Origin of the sequence: Scytonema hofmannii PCC 7110 (genome assembly GCF_000346485.2) — a bacterium.
In the GTDB taxonomy this organism is placed as follows: domain Bacteria; phylum Cyanobacteriota; class Cyanobacteriia; order Cyanobacteriales; family Nostocaceae; genus Scytonema; species Scytonema hofmannii.
Genome location: NZ_KQ976354.1, coordinates 1,300,789 through 1,320,072, shown reverse-complemented (window position 1 = coordinate 1,320,072; position 19,284 = coordinate 1,300,789). Strand labels below are relative to the sequence as shown.

At 44.4% G+C, this 19,284-nt stretch carries 15 protein-coding genes and 1 pseudogene; 7 read left to right on the top strand and 9 right to left on the bottom strand.

Features of this window, described 5'->3' with window-relative positions; translation table 11 throughout:
- The first annotated feature begins 16 nt into the window (after positions 1-16).
- Genes ndhC through WA1_RS05745 form a run of 3 tightly spaced genes read left to right on the top strand, consistent with a single transcriptional unit; the run spans position 17 to position 1,627 of the window.
- Entirely contained in the window at positions 17-379 is a 363-nt protein-coding gene (gene ndhC / locus WA1_RS05755) for a photosynthetic/respiratory NAD(P)H-quinone oxidoreductase subunit C (protein ID WP_026135180.1), read from the top strand.
- Positions 370-1,107 carry an NADH dehydrogenase subunit K gene (locus tag WA1_RS05750; protein WP_017748160.1) on the top strand — a complete coding sequence of 246 codons (738 nt, stop codon included), beginning with the start codon at positions 370-372 and terminating at the stop codon, positions 1,105-1,107. Before ndhC ends, WA1_RS05750 begins: the two co-directional genes overlap by 10 nt.
- Positions 1,100-1,627 carry an NAD(P)H-quinone oxidoreductase subunit J gene (locus WA1_RS05745; RefSeq protein WP_017748161.1) on the top strand — a complete coding sequence of 176 codons (528 nt, stop codon included), beginning with the start codon at positions 1,100-1,102 and terminating at the stop codon, positions 1,625-1,627. The genes WA1_RS05750 and WA1_RS05745 overlap by 8 nt, the downstream gene beginning before the upstream one ends.
- Before the next feature lie 354 nt (positions 1,628-1,981).
- Here the strand turns inward: WA1_RS05745 and WA1_RS05740 are convergent, their stop codons facing one another.
- The gene (locus WA1_RS05740; RefSeq protein WP_017748162.1) at positions 1,982-2,545 is read right to left on the bottom strand and encodes a Uma2 family endonuclease; all 564 of its coding nucleotides are present in this window, start codon (positions 2,543-2,545) and stop codon (positions 1,982-1,984) included.
- Positions 2,546-3,455: 910 nt separating this feature from the next.
- On the opposite strand from WA1_RS05740, the pseudogene WA1_RS05735 reads away from it, so the two are divergent.
- A pseudogene (locus tag WA1_RS05735) lies at positions 3,456-3,892 on the top strand (Uma2 family endonuclease); the annotation flags it as partial.
- 581 nt (positions 3,893-4,473) lie between these two features.
- Positions 4,474-6,420, top strand: coding sequence for an APC family permease (locus tag WA1_RS05730; RefSeq protein WP_017748163.1), 1,947 nt, complete (start codon positions 4,474-4,476; stop codon positions 6,418-6,420).
- 87 nt (positions 6,421-6,507) lie between these two features.
- On the opposite strand, the gene WA1_RS05725 is transcribed toward WA1_RS05730, so the two are convergent.
- Complete coding sequence (locus WA1_RS05725) at positions 6,508-7,188, bottom strand: LuxR C-terminal-related transcriptional regulator (RefSeq protein WP_017748164.1); 681 nt, start codon at positions 7,186-7,188, stop codon at positions 6,508-6,510.
- A 245-nt stretch (positions 7,189-7,433) separates the two neighbouring features.
- Here WA1_RS05725 and WA1_RS05720 point away from each other — a divergent pair, with 245 nt between their 5' ends.
- On the top strand, positions 7,434-8,138 hold the full coding sequence (locus tag WA1_RS05720) for a DJ-1/PfpI family protein (RefSeq protein ID WP_017748165.1): 705 nt from the start codon (positions 7,434-7,436) through the stop codon (positions 8,136-8,138).
- A gap of 133 nt (positions 8,139-8,271) precedes the next feature.
- Positions 8,272-9,831, top strand: coding sequence for an autotransporter outer membrane beta-barrel domain-containing protein (locus tag WA1_RS05715; RefSeq protein WP_017748166.1), 1,560 nt, complete (start codon positions 8,272-8,274; stop codon positions 9,829-9,831).
- A 215-nt stretch (positions 9,832-10,046) separates the two neighbouring features.
- Here the strand turns inward: WA1_RS05715 and WA1_RS05710 are convergent, their stop codons facing one another.
- The 7 genes from WA1_RS05710 to WA1_RS59425 all read right to left on the bottom strand — a co-directional run bounded on the left by WA1_RS05710 (position 10,047) and on the right by WA1_RS59425 (position 18,991).
- On the bottom strand, positions 10,047-13,301 hold the full coding sequence (locus WA1_RS05710; RefSeq protein ID WP_017748167.1) for an efflux RND transporter permease subunit: 3,255 nt from the start codon (positions 13,299-13,301) through the stop codon (positions 10,047-10,049).
- A 3-nt stretch (positions 13,302-13,304) separates the two neighbouring features.
- Positions 13,305-14,648 (bottom strand): efflux RND transporter periplasmic adaptor subunit, encoded by a 1,344-nt coding sequence (locus WA1_RS05705; protein ID WP_017748168.1) that lies wholly within the window; start codon positions 14,646-14,648, stop codon positions 13,305-13,307.
- A 130-nt stretch (positions 14,649-14,778) separates the two neighbouring features.
- Positions 14,779-15,420: an SAM-dependent methyltransferase gene (locus tag WA1_RS05700; RefSeq protein ID WP_017748169.1), complete on the bottom strand. Its 642-nt coding sequence runs from the start codon at positions 15,418-15,420 to the stop codon at positions 14,779-14,781.
- A 19-nt stretch (positions 15,421-15,439) separates the two neighbouring features.
- Positions 15,440-16,771, bottom strand: coding sequence for an APC family permease (locus WA1_RS05695; protein WP_148662626.1), 1,332 nt, complete (start codon positions 16,769-16,771; stop codon positions 15,440-15,442).
- A gap of 258 nt (positions 16,772-17,029) precedes the next feature.
- Positions 17,030-17,419 (bottom strand): cytochrome b, encoded by a 390-nt coding sequence (locus WA1_RS05690; protein ID WP_272819409.1) that lies wholly within the window; start codon positions 17,417-17,419, stop codon positions 17,030-17,032.
- A 155-nt stretch (positions 17,420-17,574) separates the two neighbouring features.
- Positions 17,575-18,666, bottom strand: coding sequence for an AI-2E family transporter (locus WA1_RS05685; RefSeq protein WP_017748172.1), 1,092 nt, complete (start codon positions 18,664-18,666; stop codon positions 17,575-17,577).
- Positions 18,667-18,805: 139 nt separating this feature from the next.
- Entirely contained in the window at positions 18,806-18,991 is a 186-nt protein-coding gene (locus WA1_RS59425) for a hypothetical protein (RefSeq protein ID WP_026135183.1), read from the bottom strand.
- Positions 18,992-19,284: the final 293 nt, after the last annotated feature.

Sequence of the window (19,284 nt, the reverse complement as noted above, 5' to 3'; positions counted from 1 at the left end):
GCGGTAGAAAATTATTGTGTTTGTCCTCAGCGGTTACGAGTACCTCCTAGGCTTCCTAATTATCTGTAGCCTAGTGCCTGCCTTGGCTCTATCAGCGTCCAAGCTCCTGCGACCGAGCGGTCGCAACCCAGAACGGCGCACCACCTATGAATCTGGTATGGAACCCATCGGTGGAGCCTGGATTCAGTTCAACATCCGCTACTACATGTTTGCTCTTGTCTTCGTCGTTTTTGACGTAGAAACTGTATTTTTATATCCTTGGGCAGTAGCTTTCAGTCGCCTTGGGCTGTTGGCATTTATTGAAGCCCTCATTTTTATAGCAATTCTTGTAGTTGCCCTAGTTTACGCATGGCGTAAAGGAGCTTTGGAATGGTCTTAGATACAAACATAGAGCAGCAGCAGAAAGAACGCATCCTCAACCCGATTGAGCGTCCTACAGTTACCCAAGATTTGTCAGAAAATGTTATTCTGACTACTGTTGACGACCTTTACGATTGGGTACGGCTTTCGAGTTTGTGGCCTTTGCTGTTTGGCACTGCTTGCTGCTTCATTGAATTTGCAGCTCTCATTGGTTCCCGATTCGACTTTGACCGCTTTGGTTTGATTCCCCGTTCGAGTCCCCGCCAAGCTGACCTTATTATCACAGCAGGCACAATCACCATGAAGATGGCACCTCAGTTGGTGCGTCTTTACGAACAAATGCCAGAACCCAAGTACGTAATAGCAATGGGTGCTTGCACGATTACTGGTGGTATGTTCAGTGTGGACTCTCCCTCTGCAGTACGTGGAGTTGATAAGCTAATTCCGGTAGATGTTTACTTACCCGGTTGTCCCCCACGCCCAGAGGCAATTATTGACGCGATTATCAAATTGCGGAAGAAAATAGCGGATGATTCCATGCAAGAGCGGAATCGCACCAAGCAAAAACACCGCTATTACAGCACAACTCACAAACTCAACCCAACCAAGCAAATTCTCACGGGTCAGTACGTGCTTTCTGATACCCGTGTTAACCCACCGAAGGAATTAACAGAAGCGATCGGTCTCCCAGTACCACCTGCTCTCCTGACAGAAAAAGCGAAGAAGGAGGAAACAAACCGTGGCTGAAGAAGAATCAAAACCAGTACCTGCAGGTGAAAAGTCGCTAGTAAAAGCAGGGAAAGTGTCTCAGTGGTTGGCAGAAAATGAGTTCGCTCATGAGTCTCTAGAACTAGACCACAATGGTGTAGAGGTCATTAAGGTAGAGCCAGATTTTTTACTGCCACTTAGTACTGCTCTGTATGCTTACGGATTTAACTATCTTCAATGTCAGTGTGGCATTGACTTGGGAGCAGGGCAACAGTTAGTCAGTATGTATCATTTGATTAAAGTCAGTGATAATGCCGATCGCCCAGAGGAAGTAAGACTCAAGGTGTTTTTGCCAAGAGAAAATCCCAGAGTTCCCTCAGTTTACTGGATTTGGAAAACAGCAGACTGGCAAGAACGGGAATCTTTTGATATGTACGGCATTGTTTACGAAGGTCACCCCAACCTCAAGCGGCTTTTGATGCCAGAAGATTGGGTTGGTTGGCCCTTGCGTAAGGATTATATCTCTCCCGACTTCTACGAATTACAGGACGCTTATTAAACAGTGACCAGTGACCAGTGACCAGTGACCGCAGTGTCACTCTCGTTCCCACCCTAACCCAGACCGATGGATTGGGGAGGGAGCCGAAAATTCAATTTCCCCCCTTTCCCTTTCTAAGGGGGGACTAAGGGGGTATTTTACCTAGAAAAATTTCAAGTATTCTTTAGCAAAACATACGGCATCATCCTGCTTGACCTGAAGAATTTATGCATTTGACACTCACCGCCCGCGCATGGTCGGTGATTCTTCATTCATCCTAGCCACTTGCTCAACCAGGTTCCAACCCGCGCAGAGTAGAGGTTGCTAGTCCTGAAGCGATAAAGCGACGAATTATAGTAATATTAGGGTAGCTGCTCATTCTAATAACCAAGCAAACAATTCCTTAACTGTCAGTTTTAGTTCACTCGCAAAGGATGGCACGGGAAGCAGAGCATCTGGTTCATCAAAAACCTCTGTTTCTTGCTTGGGACGATAAACAAACACCGTTTGCTCTTCCGGATCGATCGACCAACCCATTTGAGTCCCATACTTCAAACAATGAAGAATATTTTTCGTTACTCTTGTCTGGCTTTGGTCGGGAGACAAGATTTCAATTGTCCAATCTGGCGCGATGGAAAATGCATTGGCAACTTCCCCTTTCCGATCGTGCGGAATCCTGCTCCATACAAAAACTGCAATATCTGGTACGATTGAGCGATCGCCAAAAGTGCAACGTAACTCAGGAAATGCACGAGCCAAACGTTTAGGCTTAACTACAAGATTAATGGCAGGTACAAGCTCTCCTTGAATTAAACTATGTTTCCCTTGAGGCATGGGTTTTTGATGAATTTTACCATCAATGTACTCACTGGCAGGTTTCGTTTCTGGTAGGTGTAGAAACTCCTTCAATGTCAGTATATTGGATGCTGCTTGTACCATTTGAGGTTTGTCTCCAAGACCATCAGACCAGTTTTAATCCTTATTCTACCTATTGATTTTATGAATTAGAGGCTTGCCTATCCGGTTCTTGCGTAATTAGCGTGCTAAATTATTTGAAAAATCAGATGGAATCTTTACGGGGCTTTTATTACAGCCATTATTGACTGCAATAAACGTATTTGCGTTAAAATGCGCGACTATAAGTGCTTGTAAGCCTTGATTTTAAAGGAAAGTTATCGACTGCGATCGTAAATTAGCACGCTAAGTACGCAAGAACCATTTAAGTGATACTTCTATAGTAGATAGATTCGTAGTTCTCGTCGAGATTAACCCTGATGATTATTTGCCACATCTTGCAAGCTTAATTGACAGAGCTTCCCTGGATGAACTGCTGAAAATCTCTGGAGAATATCGGGGAACAAGACGTTCCTTAGTATGGTTGGCAGAGCGAATGTCGTCATTTCCTGAGTTTTTCCAATATAGCGAATCTATTTTATGGAAACTAGCGCTTTCTGAAACAGAATTCAATCTCGCTAACAACGCTACACAAATTTGGCAACACTTGTTCCAGATTTTCCTATCTGGTACAGCTGTGACTTTTGCTGAAAGGATGGATTTATTAGAGCGAAGATTGTTTACAGAAAATGAAGTGCAAATAGAGCTTGCACTAAAATGCTTAAGTAGAGCTTTTGATACGGAGGGTTCGCGTGTATTAGGTTCAACTGTAGTTGCTCTTAGAATTCCCCCTCAAGATTGGAATCCACAAACAGAATTGGAGGTAAAACACTGTCTAGATAAAGCACTCAATGTTTTATCAAAAGCGGCAAGAAGTGATATATCTAGTCTTCATATTGGTGCGCTGAATGTGGCAATAGAGCGTTTACCTACTCTTTTAGCTAATGGATACCTAGTTCAAACTGAGTTAGCACCTGCAATCAGCTTAGTCGTCAAACCCAAACAGATTGCGCGGGCTTTTTCTGAACTTCGCTGTACATTTGGTGGACGCTCAATTGTCCCTAACATTTCTGTGTTTTTATGGGAAAGAATCCCACGCAAGGAAAATGGTGGGATTGCCAATCTGACTTTTCAATTGCCCCAGATTGGACTATCGAAATCCTATCTCCCGATCAAAGTCAAACTGAAGTGACCAAAAATATTCTGCATTGCCTCAAGCATGGAACTCAGATCGGATGGCCGATCAATCCAGAGGAATAATCCGTATTTGTTTACACGCCAAATCAAAGCATCACTTTTTACGATGAACCAGGAACACGTTTGCCAGTGCCAGAATTTGCTAAAGACTTCAATCTTACTGTAGAAGGCTTGTTTGGCTGGTTGCTCGAATGAGTTATGCGGTGAAGAGAGGGCTTCATCTAGGGTAAAATATTTCCTGGTAAGGTAATGGGTGTTCCAAAGCCTATTGTAAAAAAATCAACAGTACCCAGAATACACTGAGCACTGTTTTACTTTGTTTTTTTCACGAACCGTATAGTTGAGAAACGGGGTGAAAAACCCAGAAGAACTCAAAAAACCCAGAAAGAATAAAGCTTTTCTTCTATAAAGATTCAATATGTGTATGAAAAGAAGATGAATAATTAATGAGAAAATTCTCATCGGTAAAAAAATCAATTTCTGTGAGTAATTACCTCGGCATAGGACTTACGCAGAAACCGGGTTTCTTTACCAAAAAGTGTCGTTTCAGCCATGAGTCTCTGCCCAGAAACCCGGTTTCTTGCCTGGGAGTGCGTAAGTCCTGTATAGCACTGCACATCTCAAAGAAGGCATAACTACAGGCGGAATCAAATATGGTGAGCTTTAGCCCTACTTAAATTAAACTTTTTCAGAAATAATTTAGTAGGATTCCTATAGTAGAATAAATTCGAAAGTGTATTGCATCTCCAACTCTCAATAGAAGCAGCAAGCGTTTGATGGTTAAACCAATCGTTCTAACAAAACGGCTCGGCAGACAGATCATCCACTGGCTGCTCCAAGAAGATCGGCAAGAAAAAGACGGTCCTTACCGTAAAGAAAAAGCACACCGCAACCATCCTTGGTGGCAAGTGATGTGCTTGACAGGGGTAGATTATTTCTCAACACTTGGCTATCAACCTGGTATTGCAGCATTGGCCGCAGGTGCGCTCTCTCCTATTGCTACCCTTATTCTAGTTCTGCTGACACTCTTTGGAGCGTTGCCGATCTACCGACGCGTTGCTGCTCAAAGCCCTAATGGTGAAGGGTCGATCGCAATGCTCGCACATTTGCTTCCTTGGTGGCAAGGTAAATTCCTCGTGCTTTGCTTGCTTGGCTTTGTGGCAACAGACTTCATTATCACTATTACCCTCTCAGCTGCTGATGCCACGGCTCATATCGTCGAAAATCCCCTCATGCCAAGTTGGCTTCACCATCAGGCGATCGCTATTACTTTATTACTTATAGCAATGCTAGGTGCAGTGTTTCTTAGGGGTTTCGGAGAAGCGATCGGCATTGCAGTTTTTCTAGTTGTAGTTTATCTATTGTTAAACTTTGTTGTCATTGGCGTTGGTCTGTATCAAGTCCTGAATCGCCCTTCGGTTATTACTGACTGGCAAACTACACTTTTTGCAACCCATCAGAACCCCATACTTATGCTAGGGGTAGCCATTCTGCTGTTTCCAGAGTTAGCATTGGGATTATCTGGCTTTGAGACTGGGGTTGCCGTTATGCCCCTTGTGCGAGGCAGTAGCAAGGATGCTCCAGAACAGCCCAAGGGTCGCATTCGCAATACGTTTAAGTTGCTCACTGCTGCAGCATTAATCATGAGCTTCTTTTTACTTGCTAGCAGTTTAGTAACCACTCTACTGATTCAACCAGAAGAATTTAAAGCAGGGGGCAAAGCAAGTGGACGTGCTCTTGCCTATTTAGCACATACATATCTCGGCAATGGCTTTGGTACAATTTATGATATCAGTACTATCACTATTCTATGGTTTGCAGGTGCATCTGCAATGGCGGGTCTCCTCAATATCGTACCCCGTTACCTACCGAGATATGGTATGGCACCAAGTTGGGCATTAGCATCACGACCCTTGGTATTAGTCTATACAGTTATTGCCTTTGTTGTCACAATTATCTTTAAAGCAAATGTAGAAGCTCAAAGCGGAGCTTATGCTACAGGTGTGCTTGTATTGATAAGTACAGCAGCATTTGCCGTGACCTTATCAGCACACCACCAGAGAGCAAAGCGAAAAGTCTTTGCTTTTGCAACTATTACACTGGTGTTTATATACACTACTGTTGTGAATATTATTGAGAGACCTGAGGGAATCAGAATAGCTACGTTCTTTATCGTTACTATCATCTTCACCTCCTTGATATCACGCGTGTGGCGTTCAACTGAGTTACGTGTGGAGCGCGTTGAAATAGACGAAATTGCCGATCGCTTTATTACGGAAGAGAGCTTGGGTACAATACGACTCATTGCAAATCGCTTGAATGCAGGCGATGTGCAAGAGTATTTTTTAAAAGAGACAGAGGTGCGCGAAGACAACCATATTCCACCAACCGATCCCGTTCTCTTTTTAGAAGTTTTGGTATCCGATGCTTCGGAATTTGCCAACATTATTAGAGTCAAAGGAATAGAAGTTGGTGGCTACCGGATTCTGCGTGCTGAAAGTGCTGCTGTACCTAACGCTATTGCTGCTATACTCATTTATCTTCGCGATCGCACGGGTACGATACCGCACGCTTATTTTGGATGGTCAGAAGGTAACCCAATCAAATACCTACTGCGTTTTATTTTATTTGGTGAGGGCGATATTCCTGTTGTCACCCGTGAAGTACTTCGCAAGGCTGAGAAGAATAGCGAAAAGCGTCCAGCCATTCATGTAGGAGGGTAGGAGGGTAGGTTGGGTTGAGGAACGAAACCCAACATTGACAGACATTTGTTGGGTTTCCTACAATTTCCTTATCCGAGCAGCAATTAGCTATTTATGAAAAATGGTACTCGCAGAAAGTTGAGCTATCATTTCAGCACGTGACGAGACTGCTAGTTTGCGAAACATCCGCTTGAGAGCCTGCTTTACAGAGTTTTCTGTAATCCATAAAGATGCGCCAATCTCCGCACTAGTAAGTCCCTGGGCGACCAGTTCGGCAATTTGAGCTTCTCGCGGAGTCAGGCGATCGTAATTTAATCCAAAGGCAACTGGGTTTGAGCGCAATACTGCCAGCCGCGTAGAAAGATGTATACATACAGCACTTAAATCTGCTAAGTCATCTGCATGAAAAGCTGGATCGCTTCGGTGTCGTGTAAAGGCAATCCCGCCTACAAGCTGACCGTTGCTCACAACCGGACCCACCATCACATGCCCATGATCTGCACGAGGACAAATCGTTTGCCAAACACCAGGAGGCAAAATCACTTCATCATGCACAGCAGCATGGCGCTTAACCAAATAGCGCAAGACAGGATTATAATCTAACGATAACGCTCGTTGGATGATGCTTGGAGTGTTAACATCGACAGCAGGAAGCTCATCTAAAAAAGTCAACCTCCAGCGCGTAGCAGCGAAGTATTCTCCCACTTTGGCCATGATGGGTTGTCGAAGTTCTTGCTCGTCCCGAGCCTGAGCGATCGCATGAAATAAAGACTGTAAAGAAGTTGCCATAATTCCTACTGCTCGTTCTTGCTATTGCTACTACGGCAAAATGTACTCGTTCGAGGTCTATTCGTTGCTTAGGATAATGTACTATCTTAACTTTGTCAAAACACAGAAGTTGTTTCAGAACTTACAGCAGTTTTCGCCTACATGAATCACACCATTTGTAAGGACGCAAGACCGCCGCGCCCCTACGACTGTGGTCTATTTACCTGAAACTAGCTGTAATTCAAACCTTATTTGAGGTTACAGAAATGAATACTCAAAATGCAAACAAACTACAAATTGGTATCTTTGTCAGTCCCAACTGCTATATTCCAGACATTATTGGAGTTTATACCGTGTTTAGCGTTGTTCCTGACTGTGAGATCCACTTCATCTGGGAGAATACCGATCTCATCGTGGGGTATCCAAATTTCCCAATGCACGCCACAACGACATTTGCGGAATGCCCACCAGATCTTGATGTCCTTTGTATTGGAGCTTCTACAGGCATATTGTCAGATGAAGCTTTAAAATTTCTAGCAGACCGAGGCAATAAAGCAAAGTACTTGATTGGGATCTGCGGTGGTAGCCTCATGTTGGCTGCTGTAGGTTTGCTAAAAGGATATCGCGCTACAGCGACCTTCTCACTCGTTGAAGAACTCCGTAATTTTGGGGCGATTCCAGTGACGGGAGGTGAAGTTGTCGTAGATAGAAATCGAATCACAGCAAGCCCAGTTTCTGGTTCGTTTGATGCGGCGTTAATTGTTTTAGGAAAGCTACGGGGTGAAGATGCTGGCAAAGAAGTGGAATTGACGATTGAGTATGCACCTCACCCACCATACGGTACGGGTAGTCCAGAGTTAGCAGGGCATGAACTTACCCAAAAGGTAGTTCAAAAGCACGAGGTAGTTTTTGAAGAATTCCGCAAAGCCGCACGACAGGCATCAGAACGTTTTGCAACTGTGAAAGTTTGAGTTCTTTGGCACAGCTATATGCCAACCTGTAAGGCTCCCCACTGATATCTACGCTGAATACAGCCGAACTGACAATCTTCAACGTGAGATATGTCATTTCGGCGTTTCAGGTGAAGGTGCCATCTTTACGAGTGTGGAGAAAAATGGCATCGGAGAAGGGGGAGATATTCGCATTGCCACAAGTATATTTTCTCTAACAAATGGAGCGCAATTGCTTGCTGTTACCAGAGGAGAAGGTAATGCAGGTAATGTTCAAATTCGTGCTTCTGATGCTGTAAACATCGCCGGTAGTACTTTTGGAACAGGTGATGCTGGCGATATTATTATCAATGCTCGTGATAATATTCGTGCTTCTGGGTTTAGACAATTTGAGAATTTGACACTTCCTACTGCTGTTTTCAGCGTTGTTGCCTCTGATAGTAGAGGTAACGGTGGCAATATTCGTGTTAATACTGGTTCGCTATTTATTGAGGATGGAGCGCGATTTAGTGTTTCCACATCGGGTCAAGGTAGCGCTGGAAATATAGCTATTGATGCTCGTGATGCTGTTGTTGTAGATGGAGTTAATAGAGTCGGATTTTTGAGTGAATTGTCTACTGCGACACAAGAAGATGCAAGCGGACGAGGGGGAACAATAACTGTTAACACAAATTATTTCCATATTAGTAACGGCGGGTTAGTAAATGCTCAAACTACTTCGGCTTTGCGTGGCGGGGATGTGACGATTAACGCAAATAAATTTGAAGCTACCCAAGGTGGACGAATTTTTACAACAGCTACGAGCCAAGGACGGGCTGGTAATATTACCCTTAACGCTGATAAAATCAACCTCTCTGGCAGAAATCAGAGAAGCACTAGCGGACTATTTGCCAACACAACCTCAACAGCTTCTGCTCGCGGTGGCAATATTCAAATAAATGCTAGGCAATTAGATGTGAGCGATCGCGCCCAAATCTCTGTCAACAGTCAAGGCAGTAGTGTTGCTGGCGATATTAATATTGATGCCAATAGAGTCGAACTGAGAGACAACGCCAAAATCATCGCCGAAACAACATCCCAAGATGGTGGTAACATCTTCATTGATAATGCAAACCTACTGCTACTACGTCGTGAAAGCCTTGTATCTGCAACCGCTGGAGAACAAGGCAATGGTGGTAACGTAAATATCAACTCAAAATTTATCATTGCCATTCCCAAAGAAAACAGTGATATCACAGCCAATGCCTTTGAAGGCAATGGTGGCAGAGTTCAAATTAACACTCAAGGAATATTTGGTACGAAATTTCGTTCCCAAGAAACAGATGAAAGCGATATTACTGCTAGTTCGAGATTCGGTGTTGCTGGCATTGTTAATCTTAACTCTCCCGATAATAGTTCGATTCAAAACAACCTCAGCAAACTTCCTCAAAACGCCATCGACACCAATGCCCTTATCGCCAATAGTTGCATAGCCCGCAGAAATCAACAAAACGGTTCCTTCTTCATCACAGGTTCTGGTGGTTTACCAACACGTCCTGGTGATGTTTCACTTTCTTCCTATTCCACTGGAGATGTGCAACCAGTACCTAGCGCAATAGAGTTAACAAAATTACCGACACAACAACGACCTTGGCAAATTGGCGATCCAATTATCGAACCATCTGGAGTATACAAACTCCCAAATGGGAAGCTTGTACTTGGTAAGGAATGTTGATTTGATACAAGCCCTGTCAAGGTGGATAAAAACCTCAGGAAATCAATAACCCTCTCACCTCTTACCTCTGCGTACTCTGCGCCTCTGCGGTTAAATAAATGACTTTTAAACCGAAGAGTACACTCCAGTAAAGACGATGAGGAATTGCCACCTTCACAGGGCGCTTCTGTACCCACCCTACGTGTAATGGCGCGAAGGGAGTCACGCAAAATTAGCTAAACACCAACTTTACTGTTGTTACTCACAACTACGGATTCACTCAACTGCTGACTTGAACTTGGTGACGGTGGCTTGCGCCCAGAAATGTCACGCAACAATCCCATAAGGGCGGGAACTACTGTTGGTGTCAAAATAGTGGAGAACGCTAAACCACCTGTGAGAACAACGCCCAACCCTTGATACAGTTCCGCACCTTGACCTGGTACGACTGCTAGGGGTAACATACCAAGCACGCTGGTTCCTGCTGACATGAAGATGGCTCGCAAGCGATCGCGTGTCGCATTGTACAAAGATGCATCATACTCTTGTCCCTCGTCTTGCTGCAACTGCAATGCCCGGTCTACCAACAAAATCGCGTTGTTCACTACGACACCCGTAAGAATAATAAAGCCCAGTGCCGTAATCATATCCAAAGGTACAATCAAACCGGGAATGCGATTGGCAATCACCAAACTCAACAATGCACCACTCATCCCCATGGGTATAGTTGCCATAATGACAACTGGGTAAAGAAAAGAACGATAGAGTGCTACCAACAACAGGTACGTAATCAACAATGAAAGTACAAAAGCTGACGCTAACTGAGAGACTGTTTCTGCCAATCTATCTGCAGAACCAGCGAGTTCTATACGATACCCTGCAGGTAAACTAGCTCGTAACGGTTCTAATATTTCATTATTTGTTCTCTGTACTAAAGCGCCAAGAGGTGCATCTGGTGCAAGGGATACCGTCAAGGTAATGGAACGCTCCAAGTCCACATGGTTAATCACGTCAAACCCTGTGGTCTCATCGACTTGTGCAACATCACTTAGCTGTACCTGTTGACCGCGAGTTGTGTAAATGGGCAATTGGCGCAGTTGCTCTGGTGTCTGCACAAAAGTATTCTTTAACTCTACCGATACATCTAACTCTTCTTTCCCGTCAATAAAATCTGAAGCAATACGACCGCCCAGTGCAGCTTCTACCATTGTTCCAACTTCAGCTTCAGATAAACCCACCTCAGATAATCTTTCTCGATTGGGCATGACCTGAAGCTCTGCGGAGCCAGCAACAAAGTTGGTACGGACATTCCGAACCCCTGTATAATCCCGCAGTTTTGTCGTAACTTGTTTCTCCAACTCGCTCAATTGTTCCAAATCAGTACCGACAATTTGAACCTCAAACTCCTTTCCCGGATCTTGAAAGATGGAGAACCGAGTAGGAATCAGGAAGCGATAACCTACAAAGTTATTACTTTGAGACCTCATGCGCTCCACCATTTCAGCCAGTCCACTGCTTGTCGCAAATTCTGGCTTTAAAGTTGCAGCAATTCCTCGTCTTCCGGGACGCTCGATAAATAAGACGTTCTGAACTTCTGGTTGTGCTCTGAGAAAATTTCTTGCTGGTTCTGAGATGCGGATAGCTTCTTCAACACTTGTCCCAGGTAGCGGTTCTGCTATCCAAAACACTAAGTTACGGTTTCCTTCAGGCAAATAGTCAGCAGGTGGTAGTAAGAAAATACTGGTTACCAATAAAGCAATTGGAATAGATAAAATAAACAATCTTCTTCCCAATCTTTTCCGCCCTAATGACCAACGAACAGTTGATGCAAGGAAAGATTCTAGTTTGCCTTGTAGGCGGCGAAAGATTGCTGATGTGTAGAATACAGCATATTCAATTTTGGCAAAAAAGTTGGTTTTTGCTCTTTGACCGTTGAGCGTTGATTGCGATCGCTTAGCAGTTAATAGCGAATTGTCGTCCTGAAGCATTTGCATAGCCTCTGACTGTTTGAGGAACAATCCAGAGAGCATAGGTACAAGGGTTAGGGCTGCAAACAGGGAGAACAGAGAAGAACAGGAAAGTGCGATCGCCATATCAGCAAACAATTGTCCAGCTTCGCCCTGAACTAACACTAGGGGAAAGAACACCACTACGTTTGTGAGGGTAGAACCTAGCATTGCACTCCAAACTTCCTGAGTTCCTTCAATAGAAGCTTTCATGGGATTTTTGCCTCGTTGCATATGAGTAAAGACGTTCTCAATCACAACAATGGCATTATCGACTACCATACCCACAGCAAAAGCTAACCCAGCTAAACTAATAATGTTGAGCGATCGCCCCAACATTGCCATCACAATAAATACTGTCACCAGCGTGGTAGGAATGGTTAGGGCAATCACTGCAACTGTTCGCATAGAACCGAGAAACAGCAGCAAAACTATTGTTGCTAGCAAAGCACCACTCACCAAGTTACCCTGTACCAAAGCAACAGACTGATTGATATATTCGTTCTCATCGTAGTTATAGACAAAACGAATCCCTTCACCAGCACGGTCAAATTGCTGTTCCAATTCTGCTAATGTTGTCCGGATTCCCTGAGAAAGTTGTGGTACATTTGCCCCTACTCGCCGGATAATGCCCATCGCAACTGTAGAATTGCTGTTGAATATAAGGGCGCTATCTAAAGGCTTGCGACCCATCTGTACTTGTGCAACATCTCGCAAGTACACTGTACCTGAATTGTCTCGTCGCAGGATGAATCCCTCAATTTGCTCAATTCGCTGGGAACGACTCACGGTACGAACTCGATATTCCCGCCTACCTAGAACTAAGGGTCCACCTCGGATGTCTCTGTTATTCTCTCGCAAAACTCGCACAACATCACCAATTGTGAGATTGCGATCGGCAAGGGCTTTGGGGTCAACTCTGACCTCGACTTCCCTCTCTCTTCCTCCAGGAATATTGAACTGTCCGACTCCTTCTACTCGCCGCAACCGAGGCACAATAGTCTCTTCAACAAGGTCGCGATAGTGGTCGGGATCGCTCTTGAATCCGGGTTTCGGAGCCAGAGCAACCCACATCATTGGTGAATTGTTACCGCCTACGAGTTCCACATCTGATTCATTGGCTTCTTCTGGAAGGTCTTGTACTTGCTGCAATTTGTTGATGACATCCACAAGACGCTCGTTAACATCACTATTCCATGTAAACTCCAAAGTGATGCTGCTATTTCCCGCACGAGAACTACTCGTGATTTCCTGTACCCCTAGAACTTCCTCCATCCGTTCCTCAATGGGTCGGGTAATGAGGTCTTCCACTTCTGACGGAGCTGCACCAGGGTATGAGGTGGTGATGGTAATTTCCGGGCGATCGCCTCCTGGTTGTAATTCTAACGGTAGATTTAAGAGTGAAAGCACGCCAAAGAGGGCTAGCAGACAAAAGAGTACGAAAGTACCGTGACGCCAGCGAACAGCAGTTTCTATGAGGTTCATATCTTATCGTTCCATAACCTTAACAGCTGCACCATTAGTTAGACCATCCCCACCTTTTAAAACAATGGGTTGTCCGGCTTTCAGTTGTGGGTGAGAAATGGCAACTTTTTCTCCCATGTCAGTCACTAGTTCCACTTCATACTGCTTGGCTTTACCATTAGCAACTGTAAACACAAGCCACTGATTTTGTCGCCGAGTAATGGCATCACGAGATACAATAAAACTCAGTGTATTTGCTGGTAACTCCAAATTTCCTGTCACTGCCATCCCTGGTAACAAGCCAGAAGGCGGATTGTTCAACCGTACTCTCACCCGTTGGCGTCTTGATGCTGTATCAGCAGAGGGAACAACACCTGTTATCTGAGCGCGACCCCGCCATTGAGGTAAAGCCCGAGTCGTTAATTCTACCGTGTTTCCTGGCGTAACTCTACCACTGAGTTCTTCTGGCAATTCTAAGAAGATATCAAGTCGATCGCCTGCGACTAAGTTGACAATTTGACCGCCATTTTGTACTAAGTCGCCAGAACTCACCAATCTTTGTTGCACGACACCACCTAACAGTGATTGAATGCGGGTTCTTTGCAAGGCGAGTCGAGCCTGATTGACTGCTGCAGTTGCGGCTGCTACGTTAGCTCGTTGCGCGTCAATTTCTTCACGGGTGGGACCTGCTTTTGCTTCAGCTAAAGTTGCTTGTGCTGCTAGCCGTTCGCCCTTTGCATTATCCAATGCTGCTTGAGCTTCCACTAACAACCTTTTGGCAAGAGCTCCTTGTTGCACAAGATCGGTGGAACGTTGAAGGTTATCTTGTGCTTCTTGCTCTCGTGCTACAGCAGAACTTAACGCTGCTTGACGCTGAGCCACGATCTCAGGACGAGTTCCTACCTCCAGTCTTGCAAGGTTGCTGCGCTGTTGTGCTAACTGTGCTTGTGCCTGTGAAATAGCTAGGCGCTGATCGGTATCATCTAATATAGCCACGGTCATTCTAGGAGTGACGCGATCGCCGGGTTGCACTAAAACTTGTCGAATCACACCGCTTGTCTGTGCTCGAATAGTTGCTTGTTGGGTAGACTCTACCTGACCCAAGAGCTGAATGCGTCTTGTTCCAGTACCTGGAGAAAGTTGTACAACTTCCACTGGACGGGGTGGTGGTGTTTTAGCTGCTGCTGGTTTGGATACAACAGTTGTAGGAGAAAACACTCGCCAAAGCGCAACACCGGACGCTGTTAATGAAAGTACTAGCAATATCCAGAGCCAAATTCTTTTAGGACGAGAAGACTTTGGGTCGGGTTGTGCGGGAGTTTCTAATTGATTATCTGTAGCAGTAACTTCAGGTTCAACAGTTTTCATAAATTGTTAGTTGTTATTAGTTAGTAGTTAGTTGCTACTGGTCACTGATTAGTTATTAGTAGGGGCGCAAGGCCGCCGCGCCCTTACAGTTGTGGTTAGTTGCTACTGGTCACTGGTCACTGGTCACTGGTCACTGATTCGCTGAGCTTTTAGCTGGAATTGTCCAGTAGTAAACGGTTCTACCGTCTACTTGCAAGGTTTTCTCAGGTTTCCAATCACCCATGTCAAAAGCATGAGATACGATCCGCGTACCGGGTTTGAGTTGCTTAAACAACTGGGGTCTTAACTTAACATTGAGTTCGGGTAACAAGTAGAGAGTTACTACTGTTGCTTCACTAAAGTCAGTGGTAAAAAGGTCTTGCTGGCGGAACGTTACCTTGTCAGTTACCCCTGCCTTTTTGGCATTCTCGTTAGCCTCCTTGATACGTTCTGGGTCAATATCTATACCAACGGCTCTGATTCCAAATTTTTTGGCGGCGGTGATGGGAATTCGCCCATCCCCACTACCAAGGTCATACAGAACGTCATTTTTAGTTACCTTAGCGACTTCCAGCATTTTATCTACGACTTCTGGTGGTGTTGGTACATAGACCACATCAGGTTGCTTTTGTGCTATTTCAGTTGTAGGAGAGGACTGCTGAACTTCGATAGCAGAAGAAGATGTCTCGCTTTTTTCCTGAGAACTAACGGATTGCGGGCTACAACTAGCTAGCACTAGGCTACTGAAACTAACAGCTGTTAAGAATATTTTGAAGAACGATTGCGATCGCATAATATCTTTCTCCATTCGCTTACAAGTTTGTGGAAGTAGAACGTTCGCGGTTAAAAAACAGCAAGGGAATACCCGTTAATAGAACTACGACACCAATGCTGCCTCCTATACCTGCGTAAGTTACGCTTGAGTAAAGTAGGTAACCACAAATGGCGCAAAATAGCAACGGTATTAAGGGATAAGCCGGTACGCGGAAAGGACGAGGTACATCTGGTTCTCTAGAACGCAGGACAAGCAGTGCGACTCCGGACAGCAGAAAAAAGAACCAGAATACAGGGGCTGTGTAGTCCACCATTGTTGCAAATCCTTTGCGCGTTACAGCACCAAGTATGACTAGCCCTAGAGAAATTGCCCCTTGAACTAATAAAGCATTAATTGGGGTACTTCTGCGCTCTTGCCACCGTCCCATAAAGCCAAATATGGAAAAGTCCTGTCCTAAGGCATAGTTAGTTCTTGCTCCAGTAAAAATAGTTGCATTGGCAGCACCTAAGGCTGAGACGGCAACAAGAATACTGACAAACCTTGCGCCATTTTCTCCAACAGCGCGACGCATCAAATCAGCCGCAGGTGCTTCTGACCCTGCCAAGCCTGTCAATCCTAAGCCTTGTAGATATGCAAAGTTAATCAACAAGTATATGACTGTGATGATAGCAATACTGCCCAGTAGCACCCGTACCATGTTGCGCTTGCCTTGGCGTACTTCAGCTGATATGTAGGCAGCTTCATTCCACCCACCATAGGTTAGGAGTACAAAGATCATTGCTAACCCTAATTGGGTTTGGGGGGGTGTGGCTGTTGGATTACTTACGACTACAGGCTTAGCGAAAGCAATACCGACAATGACAACGAGTAGCAACCCCAAAACTTTCGCAATTGTGAGCCAGTTTTGTGTCTGTTTGCCTTGCTGCACGCCAAGAACGTTTAAACCTGTTAGACAAAGGACGACCCCTGCGGCGTAAATTGCTGAAGAGTATTCTCCCAAACGCAGCAATTGTGAAGCATAATCTCCAAACACAAACGCCATGAGAACAATGGAACCTGTTTGGATGACAGTCATTCTTGCCCAAGCAAAGAGAAACGCGGGGATTTTACCAAAAGCACGCAGCAGGTAATGATAGGTTCCACCAGCATGGGGATAGGCTGTTGTCAATTCGGCGTAGCAAAGAGCACCTATGAGGGACATTCCTCCACCCAGTAACCATACTAACAGTGCTACCCCTGGATTTGCCGTATTTCCCGCCACTAAGGCTGGCGTTTGAAAGATACCTGCACCCACTACCATCCCTACAATCAAGGCGATCGCATCAAGGGTTGAAAGCGTAGGTTTCGGTAATGATACTTTTGTTACCATAAAATCAATAACCTGGAAATTTCCGGTCATTAGTCAGAAAAAAACATTTTTAAAGCTTAGGTTGCTATGGGACTTGTTTGCAATCTGTCTGGATGGGGACTAGGGATCGCTTAAGAACAACCAATGCTCATTTTTATTTACCCTGATTTACAAAGGTTGCTCGTGATTGTTTAATTATGGTTAAGCTATATGAATTTGTAGTGAAACTTTTGTGAAAAAAAATTTATATTTAATTTATACTTCGGATAAGCCCAATCCCTAATTCCCAATCACTCGCTTAGTTTTCAAAAAGTTTAAAAACCTGCGGTAGTTTGCCCTCAAGAGTTTCCACTGACTTACAGTATGCAAGAGGATAAATGCTAAAAATGTGTAGGCAACCCAGAAATGCGAGCTTCGTGCTACACTTACAAGTGCAGAATTTTGCGGAATAAAGTTTGGTAAAACAAGCCCAAAGAATTTGACGTTATTACTTTTATACGAGTTAGAGAGGAAAAAACCAGTTACAGGAACTGCCCACATGAAAAGATAAAGGCTGGTGTGTAGAGAGACGGTTTTCAACCATTGTTTGCTCAACTTTGGCGGACGCTTTGTGTACTTGTTCCACCAAACACGCAGCAGAATAAATATCCGTAAAGTCAACAAACCCATAGTCAGTACCGTACTTTTTTTGACTGGCTGTAGCGTACTCATAGATTTGAAGGTCAGTACTCGTATACAGTAAGGGTTACATTTCTTAGTATTCCCAATCTGTATGAATGACTAATGAAAGTTTTATGAATACTTTTTTATCATTTCTTGACAAATTACTGGTCTTCAGGTTCTTCATCTTGTGGTTTGTCAGAAACCATCACAAACTCAGTCTCTTTACTGGAATCTTTGCCCCATCCATCTAAAACATCCTTAATCAGGACTTCCTGTACCCAAATTTTAGCAACAACAGTTAGGGGTAGTGCCAAAAACAAGCCCAGGAAGCCAAAAAATGTGACGAAAAATAACTGGGAGATTAAAGTAATTGCTGGTAGCAGCGACACTTGATGCGCCATGACCACAGGCGTGATAAAGTTACTTTCTACTTGCTGAATGATAAAATAGAGGATAAACACAGCAAGGACTTTCCACGGAGCATCTAGCAGAGCGATCGCTATAGCGGGTATAACACTCATGGTAGGACCGAGATTGGGAATTAAATTTAAAAATCCTGCTAAAACACTCAAAGCAAGCGCCGAACGCACCCGCAATATTGATAAGCCAATGATACTCATCAGCCCTACTACACCCATAGCAATAAAAGCACCTGTAACCCATCCCTCCAGAGAGACTTCACATTGATCTAAAATTCCATCAACGCGCCGTCGGTAAAAAGAAGGAAACAACCTTACAAAAACTTTGCGGTAAGCCAAAGGGTCAGATAAAAACATTCCTGTTAGAACTAACACCAGCAAAATCTTCAATAGCACTTCCAAAGAACCGGAGACAAAAGCGAAGGAACTGCCTACGACACGATTGATTATGGGCTGTGCTTCTTTAATTAAGGTATTAATGTCGGGTATATACTGAGTTAGTTGTTGGGGAAGACGCCCTCTCAATTCATCCAACCAGGTGTTAAAAAGCCCCAACCCTCTGGGAACTTGTCTGGTTAATTCTTGAAACTGGTCTGCAAATGGTGGCACAATCAGCCAGAAAAAGCCGATGACTAGAGCAATAAAGACACTAACCGAAAGCATTACAGCAATTCCGCGCTTAACTCCTGACTGTTGGAATCGTCGAGCCAGACGATTTAAGGTAGTTGCTAATACAACGGCGGCAAATATCAGTAATAGCGCTTCCCGAATTTGCCACAAAATATACAAAGCAAGAACAATGACAATTAAGCCAATCCACTGACCTAAATTCACGGCATGACTCCTGGCTCGTTACGAGCTGCTGTACCCTTGAAGCAGTTAGTTTTCCAATTATCAGCTTTTTGCTGACAGCTTTCAATTTGCAAATAAGCTAGCTGATTTTAGCAAGTTCTGTAGCTTTGGGGTTTACAAACTAATTTTGTTTTTGGAATCGCCATAGTAAAAGACCCGCCATGATGACTGATGGCAAAAAAACTATAATCAAAGCGTTAGTTGCTGTCGCCGAAATCAGGAGACTTGCAGGAGCGTACTTAATCAGAACGGAGAGCGCGGCGGAGAGTAAAAATACTTTGAACACAAATCCAAGCTGATTTTGCATAATCATGGCACAAGATATGGCTATTTGCATTGATTTTGTCGTGAAGATACGAAACGGGAGCTTAGCACAATATTAGTTAATAGTTAGTGGTTAGTTGTTAGTGGTTGGTGGAACAAGCACTAGCGATCGTAGGGACGGTATTCTCGCTTGAGAGTTGTCACTAAATTTACTCACTACTAACGATAACAGGCGAGACGCCTGTCCTACACACCAACCACTAACCACCAACCACTAACCACTAACCACCAACCACTAACCACCAACCACTAACCACTAACCACCAACCACCAACC